Annotated in this window: 7 protein-coding genes; 5 read left to right on the plus strand and 2 right to left on the minus strand. The window is 37.9% G+C overall.

What is annotated here, in order from left to right:
* Both HMPREF1320_RS11650 and recQ read right to left on the minus strand, forming a co-directional pair.
* Positions 1-251: hypothetical protein (locus HMPREF1320_RS11650; protein ID WP_034554125.1), on the minus strand; the 251-nt coding region annotated here is incomplete at its 3' end.
* A gap of 164 nt (positions 252-415) precedes the next feature.
* Complete coding sequence (gene recQ, locus HMPREF1320_RS04370; protein ID WP_034554129.1) at positions 416-2,605, minus strand: DNA helicase RecQ; 2,190 nt, start codon at positions 2,603-2,605, stop codon at positions 416-418.
* 531 nt (positions 2,606-3,136) lie between these two features.
* On the opposite strand from recQ, the gene gldF reads away from it, so the two are divergent.
* The 5 genes from gldF to HMPREF1320_RS04395 form a co-directional block, all read left to right on the plus strand.
* Positions 3,137-3,856 carry a gliding motility-associated ABC transporter permease subunit GldF gene (gene gldF, locus HMPREF1320_RS04375; protein WP_009417553.1) on the plus strand — a complete coding sequence of 240 codons (720 nt, stop codon included), beginning with the start codon at positions 3,137-3,139 and terminating at the stop codon, positions 3,854-3,856.
* A complete protein-coding gene (gldG, locus tag HMPREF1320_RS04380; protein ID WP_009417550.1) occupies positions 3,853-5,541 on the plus strand; it encodes a gliding motility-associated ABC transporter substrate-binding protein GldG in 1,689 nt (562 codons plus the stop codon). The genes gldF and gldG overlap by 4 nt, the downstream gene beginning before the upstream one ends.
* Position 5,542: 1 nt before the next feature.
* On the plus strand, positions 5,543-6,736 hold the full coding sequence (gene mnmA, locus HMPREF1320_RS04385) for a tRNA 2-thiouridine(34) synthase MnmA (protein WP_009417555.1): 1,194 nt from the start codon (positions 5,543-5,545) through the stop codon (positions 6,734-6,736).
* A 65-nt stretch (positions 6,737-6,801) separates the two neighbouring features.
* Positions 6,802-8,076 carry a glycosyltransferase gene (locus tag HMPREF1320_RS04390; RefSeq protein ID WP_009417552.1) on the plus strand — a complete coding sequence of 425 codons (1,275 nt, stop codon included), beginning with the start codon at positions 6,802-6,804 and terminating at the stop codon, positions 8,074-8,076.
* 213 nt (positions 8,077-8,289) lie between these two features.
* Positions 8,290-8,495: helix-turn-helix domain-containing protein (locus tag HMPREF1320_RS04395; RefSeq protein WP_009417551.1), on the plus strand; the 206-nt coding region annotated here is incomplete at its 3' end.

The following is an 8,495-nucleotide window of genomic DNA, read 5'->3' on the forward strand; positions in this document are numbered from 1 at the left end:
TCTTTTGTTCGTCTTTTGTTCGTCTTTTGTTCGTCTTTTGTTCGTCTTTTGTTCGTCTTTTGTTCGTCTTTTGTTCGTCTTTTGTTCGTCTTTTGTTCGTCTTTTGTTCGTCTTTTGTTCGTCTTTTGTTCGTCTTTTGTTCGTCTTTTGTTCGTCTTTTGTTCGTCTTTTGTTCGTCTTTTGTTCGTCTTTTGTTCGTCTTTTGTTCGTCTTTTGTTCGTCTTTTGTTCGTCTTTTGTTCGTCTTTTCATTATCTGCCTGTCGTGCTACGACTGCTTGTGCGGCTCACACCTGCTTGTGTGGCTCACACCGTTTTCACTAAAAAAAAGTGTCTGAGAAATTATAGCTAACTCTCAGACACTTTATTTAATCTAACTTACTTATTTTATATAGGTTAAATGTAAAACTTCTCATATTAATTTGCTACTTCGCTGATAAATTTCAATCGGTAGATTCTCAGTTCGTCGTCTTCGTAATCACCAGCAAACTCTTTAGAGGCTAACGATATTTTATCACTTTCAGCTTCCATAAAGTATTCGTGAAGCTCTTCTTGTTGCTCTTCATCAAAGATTTCATTCACCCAATAATCGATATTTAGCTTGGTACCGCTGTATACGATTTGCTCCATTTCTTTGAGGAACTCATCCATTTCCAATCCTTTAGCTTGGGCTATGTCAGGCAATGGTAATTTGCGGTCTATATTCTGAATGATAAACAATTTCAAAGCTGAGTTAGACCCGGTAGTTTTTACTATTAAATCCTCAGCGCGCACAATGTCATTCTCTTCTACGTAACGCTCAATGAGCTTTACAAACTCACTACCATATTTCTTAGCCTTGCCTTCCCCTATACCGTGTACATTAGTAAGCTCCTGAATAGTAATAGGGTATTTGAGAGCCATATCTTCTAGCGAAGGGTCTTGGAATACCACAAACGGAGGTACTCCTTTTTGTTTGGCTACTTTCTTACGCAAATCTTTGAGCATTTCAAGAAGTACAGGGTCGGCTGCTACGGCATTAGCACTGTTGATATCTTCGGGTTCTTCTTCATAACTGTGGTCTTCAGTCATCATAAATGAAGGTACATCTTTTAAAAACTCTTTTCCTTTGTCGGTGATAAACATCACCCCATAAGTTTCTATATCTTTACGTATGAGTCCGTTTACCATTACCTGACGGAGGAGTGCCATCCAGTAAGCATCGTCTTTTTCCTTCCCAATACCAAAGAACTCTTGTTCGTCAATACGGTGTGCTTTGATAATAGCACTCACTTTTCCAATAAGCGTATTTACAATCTCTTTAGCTTTAAATTTCTGTTTGGTAGCAATAATTACGTTTAGTAATTTCACCACATCGTCTTTGGCTTCTTTCTTTTCTTTAGGGAAACGTACATTATCGTCCATATTAGCACCTTCACCATTCACTTCGTCAAACTCTTCACCAAAGTAATGTAAGATAAATTTACGGCGCGAACTAGACGTTTCGGCATAGGCTACAATATCTTGCAAGAGTGCTTGTCCTATTTCTTGCTCAGCTATAGGTTTACCTATCATAAATTTTTCCAGCTTCTCTACATCTTTATAGGAATAGAAAGCCAAGCAATGACCTTCACCACCATCGCGACCGGCACGTCCGGTTTCTTGATAGTAACTCTCTATACTTTTAGGAATATCGTGGTGAATTACAAAGCGCACATCGGGTTTGTCAATACCCATACCAAAAGCAATAGTTGCAACTACCACATCTACTTCTTCCATCAAGAACATATCTTGGTGCTTGGCGCGTGTTTTGGCATCTAATCCTGCGTGATAAGGCACTGCCGAAATGCCGTTTACTTGCAAGGTTTGTGCGAGGTCTTCCACCTTTTTACGGCTGAGACAGTATATAATCCCAGATTTTTTACTGTTCTGTTTCACAAAACGAATGATATCGGCATCTACATTTTTAGTTTTAGGGCGTACCTCGTAATACAAGTTTGGACGGTTGAACGACGACTTAAATACATTAGCTTCCTGCATTCCTAAGTTCTTCAAAATGTCTTCTTGTACCTTAGGAGTAGCCGTAGCAGTAAGCGCTACAATAGGTATATTACTGCCCAAACGCTCGATAATGGTTCTAATATTGCGGTACTCAGGACGGAAATCGTGTCCCCATTCCGAGATACAGTGCGCCTCATCTACCGCTACAAAAGAAATAGGTACTGTTTTGAGAAAGTTAGCATATTCCTCTTTGATAAGCGACTCGGGGGCGACGTATAGCAACTTAGTCTTGCCTGCACTGATGTCTTCCATTACCTCGCGAATTTCATTTTTAGTAAGCGAAGAGTTGAGAACGTGGGCAATACTATCGGTTGACGAAATACCGCGCATAGCATCTACTTGGTTTTTCATCAAAGCGATAAGCGGAGAGATAACAATAGCAGTTCCCTCCAAGACTAAGGCAGGTAATTGGTAACACAATGATTTACCACCACCTGTAGGCATAATAACAAAGGTGTTCTCTTTATTAATTACGCTGGTAATAATTTCTTCTTGATGCCCTTTAAACGCTTCAAACCCAAAGTAGTGTTTCAGGGCATTGTGTAAATCATCTTTTGTCATTTTCATATTAAACATTCTCCTGTTTTAGTGTTGAGTTTTTCTGTTATTACATTCAGTTTACAAATATACGACATTTTTCTAAATCACAAAAATTTTTGATAAAAAAATATTGTCACACTCATAAATGTTCTTTTATAAAGCTACTAACGGTAAGCCTATGTACTTTCAAAATGTAAGCTTTGACAAAGCTTGACTTTTCTTGTAAATATGTAATTTCCTTATTTGATAAACTTAATCCTACGTGTTTAAAAACGGCATTTAGAAGAGTAGGGGAGAAGGGAAGGTGAATAGAAAAAATATGTCACATATAGTATTTTTTACTTTTACAACGTTATAAAGGGTAAAGAGAATAAAATTTGCTTTGCATTTTTCGCAATAAAAACCAATACTCTTGAAAATATAATAATCGTTACTAACTTTTATTGCCCCTCTATGATGGTAATATCATATTATTTTCGTACTTTTGCACGCTGAAAAATCATTAAGAATAAAGGTAAGTAATCACAACTCTTTACTTCTTAACTCTTAACTATAAAAATGTACGCACTATTCAAAAAAGAAATCCGTTATTTCTTCACTTCTCCCATTGGTCTTACTATCATTGGGCTCTTTATCGTGCTTAACGGATTGTTCTTATGGGTCTTTAAAACAGATTACAACATTTTCAACGCTGGTTTTGCCGATTTGTTGCCCTTTTTCCGTCTTTCGTCTTGGGTTTTCGTCTTTTTAGTACCTGCCCTTACAATGAGAAGCATCTCAGAGGAGAAAAAAAGCGGTATGTTAGCCCTTTTGTTCACTAAGCCAGTCAGCACCCTGCAAATGGTGCTCGGCAAGTATTTGGGTATCCTCTTCTTGCTCCTTGTAATCCTCTTGCCGTCAGTCTTATACGTATATATGGTTTGGGTATTGGGCAACCCCGTAGGCAACTTAGATATAGCAGGCACCGTGGGTTCTTACATTGCCTTGTTTTTGCTGGTAGCCACCTTTGCCTCAGTAGGCTTATGGGCGTCGTCTATAAGTAGTAACCAAATCATTTCCTTTGTGTTAGCGGCATTTCTGTGCTTCTTTTTCTTCTTTGGCATCGACCAGCTTATTGCCTTTATAGCCCCCGAAGATTTTGGTGGGGTAGGCTTCCAAACGCATTTCGACGCTATTAGTAGGGGAGTGCTCGACACCCGAAATATCGTGTATTTCCTCTCTGTTATCTCATTTTTCATATATCTCACTACCTTATCACTCAAAGCCTACAAACAATGAAAAGACTCTTTCAAAACACTGTTATCAAGGTGCTTATAGCCTTGGTGTGCCTCCTTGCAGTCAATTATATTGCCAAGCAATGGCATACGCGGATAGACCTCACACAAGACAAACGTTATACGCTCTCTGAGGTGAGCAAGAAAACGCTTGCTAAAATACAGAATCCTATCGTGATTGATGTATTACTCAAAGGCAATATCCCTACCGAATTTAAGAAGTTACAGACTGAAACGATTCAGTTATTAGACGAGTATGCAGCTGCCAATAACAACATTATCGTCAATTTCGTAAACCCATTAGAAGGGGAGGAGCGTCCCGAAAGTGTGATTCAAGAACTGATAAATAATGGCTATCAGCCCTTGCAAATCACTCAAAATGAAGCGGGGAAATCTTCTATTGAGTATATTTTCCCTTGGGCAGTCATTAGCGATGGTAAGAAGAGTGAGCGCGTTCGTCTCTTTGTGAACAAACTCGGCTCTACCGACCAAGAGCAGGTACAGAACTCAGTACAGAAGTTAGAATACAATTTTACTGATGCACTCTATAAGTTTACCTTAGATAAAAAGAAGAAAATTGCAGTGCTCAGAAGTAACGGTGCGCTGGAAGATATCTATATGGCCGACTTCCTCAAAACAGCACGCGAATACTACTTTATAGCACCTTTCACGCTTGATTCAGTGGCAACCAACCCCGAGAAGACTCTACACGACCTCGAAAAATTCGATTTACTACTCGTGCCTAAGCCTACCGAGCCTTTTACTGATGCCCAAAAGCAGGTAGTAGACCAGTATATAATGAATGGTGGTCGTGCTCTATGGCTGATTGACAATGTTGCGGTTTCCTTAGAAGATATGTACAAAACAGGTGGAATGACAATGGCAATGCCCGTCAATCTAAACCTTACTGATATGTTTTTCCAATATGGTTTCCGTATCAATTACACCTTAGTAAACGATTTGTATTTTTCTGAAATCATAGTAGCTACTGGTGATGGTTCTCAAACCCGTTATATGCCTATCCCTTGGGTATATAATCCGCTGGTGCTTTCGGGTAATAATCACCTTATCAACAATCATTTAGACGCAGTGAGGTTTCAGTTTGCCAATAGCATCGATACACTGAAAAACGGTGTGAAGAAAACAGTTCTTCTCGCTAGTTCGCCTTTCTCAAAAGCGGATGGCACTCCACGTGAAATCAACTTGCGTATCGACCCCAATAACCAGAATAAAGAAGCCTACAAACACGGAAACATTCCATTGGCAGTGCTTTTAGAAGGTGAGTTTAACTCAGTTTATAAAGACCGTATTCGTCCCATAAACCTCAAAGAAAAAGCCGAAAGAAGCAAACCTACTAAAATGCTTGTAGTAGCCGATGGCGATATTATCAAAAACGATATAGATAGCAAAAATAATATTCCCTTAGAACTCGGTTTTGATAAATGGACAAGCAAATATTATGACAATAAAGCTTTCTTGCAGAATGCTTTAAATTACCTCTTAGACGATACTGAGTTTTTGAGTTTGCGTAATAAGAAAGTACAATTGGCTTTCTTAGATAAGGAAAAAGTAGCCGAAAGTGCCAGCAGTTGGCAAATAAAAGTATTTGTGTATCCATTATTGCTTTTGATATTGGTAATGCTTTCAGTATTATATTTTTATAGGAAGAAGAACATAAAGAAAGGATAAAATGAAAAGAGTAGTAGTAGGACTTAGTGGGGGAGTAGATAGTAGCGTAGCTGCCTATTTGTTAAAAGAACAAGGCTATGAGGTAATAGGTCTTTTTATGAAAAATTGGCACGATGATTCAGTTACTATTTCCGATGAATGTCCTTGGTTAGAAGATAGTAACGATGCGCTTTTAGTAGCCGAAAAGCTCGGCATTCCATTTCAGACAGTGGATATGAGTGAGCCCTACAAAGCCCGTATTGTCGATTATATGTTCAATGAATACGAACATGGTAGAACACCCAATCCCGATGTGTTATGTAATCGCGAAATCAAGTTTGATGTTTTTATGAAGCTTGCCCTTAGTTTAGGCGCCGATTACGTAGCAACAGGACACTATTGTCGCAAAGAAGAAATAGAGATAAATGGTGAAAAAATCTATCGATTGCTATCGGGGAAAGATAAAAATAAAGACCAATCGTATTTCCTATGTCAGCTTTCACAAGACCAACTCAGTAAAGTACTTTTCCCTATTGGAGAATTGCAGAAATCGGAAGTGAGAGCCATTGCCAAAGCTCAAGATTTGATAACCGCTGATAAAAAAGATTCTCAGGGACTTTGCTTTGTAGGAAAAGTGCGTTTGCCCGAGTTCCTACAACAAAAACTACAACCCAAACAAGGCGATATTATTGAAATCCCCAATGATTGGAAAGGATATACTGACTTTGATATGCTACGCCTTTTTGAAAATTATGAAGACGAATTAAAATATTTGTCACAACGTTTTGTTTATCGTCCCGAAGACGGTAAAAAAGTAGGTGTCCATCAAGGAGCTCATTATTTCACCAAAGGGCAACGCAAAGGCTTAAATGTAGGAGGAACCAAAGAACCCTTGTTCATCATAGAAACTGATATCGAGAAGAATATCATCTATACAGGACAAGGACACACACATCGCGGATTGTTCCGCAGTGCTTTGTTTATCGCAACCCCTGATGAACATTGGATTCGCGAAGATTTGGCATTAAAAGTATATGAATCTAAAGAGTTTATGGTACGTATACGCTATCGTCAGCCATTACAGAAAGCGGTTTTATATAAAGTCGAAAACGGTTTGTATATTCATTTTTCAGAACCTCAAAGTGCTATTACTGAGGGGCAATTTGCTGCCTGGTACAGCGGAGATGAATTAGTGGGTAGCGGTGTTATTTCATAGAAAAAACACCTATTGTAAAATGGTTATAATGTATATTATGTCAAATAACAGATAAGGAAAAAGATATGAGAAAGGCACTTATCATCACTTATTATTGGGCGCCTGCTGGCGGACCTGGTGTACAACGTTGGTTAAAATTCGTAAAATATTTACGAGATTTTAATATAGAACCTATTGTATATATTCCTGAAAACCCAACTTATCCTATCACTGACAATGAAATAGGAAACGATTTGCCTACCGATATACAAATTATCAAACATCCTATATGGGAACCTTATGCTTGGGCTTCGTTATTCTCTAAAAAGAAAACCCAAAAAATTAGTTCGGGTATCATTCCGCGTAAAAAAGTTTCTATTTTAGATAAAGTATTACTTTGGATACGTGGTAATTTCTTCATTCCCGATGCTCGTAAATTCTGGGTCAAACCTTCTATAAAGTATCTGAATAAGTTTATAAAAGAAAACCAGATAGAAACTATCATCACCACTTCGCCTCCCCACAGCGTACACCTTATAGGTTATGAGTTAAGGAAACAAATTCCTCACCTCAAATGGATTAGCGATTTCCGCGACCCGTGGACAACTATTGGTTATTACAAAGATTTACGCCTTACCAAATGGGCAGATAAACGTCAGCATTATTGGGAAAAAGAAGTGTTACAACAATCAGACTTGGTGATTACAACAAGTTTCAAGACGCAAAAAGACTTTCGGCAGCTTACCAATACTCCTATTGAGGTAATTACCAATGGTTATGATGAGGAAAAAACAACCACCTCTCCCCTATCCAATAAATTCCTTATTTCGCACATAGGTTCCTTATTATCAGATAGAAACCCCAAAATGCTGTGGAAAATATTAGCCGAATTAATACGCGAAGAACCTCATTTTGCCGAAGATTTCACACTTTGTTTTGCAGGCAAAGTAAGTGAAGAAATCGAAGAAGATATTCGCCATAACGGACTTACACCTTATTATATTAATAAAGGTTATATTAGCCATCAAGAAGCTATTGGTTTGCAAAAGCAATCGCAAGTATTGTTGCTCATCGAAATAGATTCCGAAGAAACACAAGGTATTATTCCGGGTAAACTGTTTGAATATATGATTTCGGAGCGACCTATTCTCGCCATAGGACCTTATAACTGGGATGTTACACCTATTCTCACTGAAACACAAACAGGTACTTTTGTGGGATATACCGATGCCTCTCAGATGAAAGCCAAAATAGTAGAGTTTTATCATCAATTCCAACATAAAACACTTAAAACCAATCCCAAAGAAGTAGAACAATACAGCCGTAAAGCCCTTACTCAACGGTTGGCTCAACTGATATGAAAAGTTTTCTTATTTATCACATTTTTTTCTATTAATGAAAGATTTTCTGTAAGTTCCACTAATAATTGCAATTTTAAGTAGTAATTTTTAGTAAAACTTTTATTTTTCAGAGGGTTTTGCCTCTAAGGGGCAACCCTCTGAAAAATAAAAAAAGAGAAAAAACTATAAAAGTCTTTTCTCTTTCAAAATAAATGCTTTTCTTTGTAAATGACAATGAAAGAATATAAGCATTTAAATTTGGTGCAAAGGTCGGTAATTTCTGCTTTAAAAGCAAGCGGAATCAAACAAAAAGATATTGCTCTTTATGCAGAGTGTAATCCCTCTACCGTCAGTCGAGAGCTGTCAAGAAACAAAACAAAGACAGGAAAATACAGTCCAAAAGTAGCTCAAGAAATCTCAGAAGAGCGTAAAGAACGTTT

Origin of the sequence: Capnocytophaga sp. oral taxon 335 str. F0486, from assembly GCF_000277665.1 — a bacterium.
Taxonomy (GTDB): Bacteria; Bacteroidota; Bacteroidia; order Flavobacteriales; family Flavobacteriaceae; genus Capnocytophaga; species Capnocytophaga ochracea.

Excerpts from the sequence above, each read along its gene's own strand:
- gldF (WP_009417553.1), top strand. The coding sequence starts at position 3,137 with ATGTACGCACTATTCAAAAAAGAAATCCGTTATTTCTTCACTTCTCCC.
- recQ (WP_034554129.1), bottom strand. The coding sequence starts at position 2,605 with ATGAAAATGACAAAAGATGATTTACACAATGCCCTGAAACACTACTTT.
- gldG (WP_009417550.1), top strand. The coding sequence starts at position 3,853 with ATGAAAAGACTCTTTCAAAACACTGTTATCAAGGTGCTTATAGCCTTG.
- mnmA (WP_009417555.1), top strand. The coding sequence starts at position 5,543 with ATGAAAAGAGTAGTAGTAGGACTTAGTGGGGGAGTAGATAGTAGCGTA.
- HMPREF1320_RS04390 (WP_009417552.1), top strand. The coding sequence starts at position 6,802 with ATGAGAAAGGCACTTATCATCACTTATTATTGGGCGCCTGCTGGCGGA.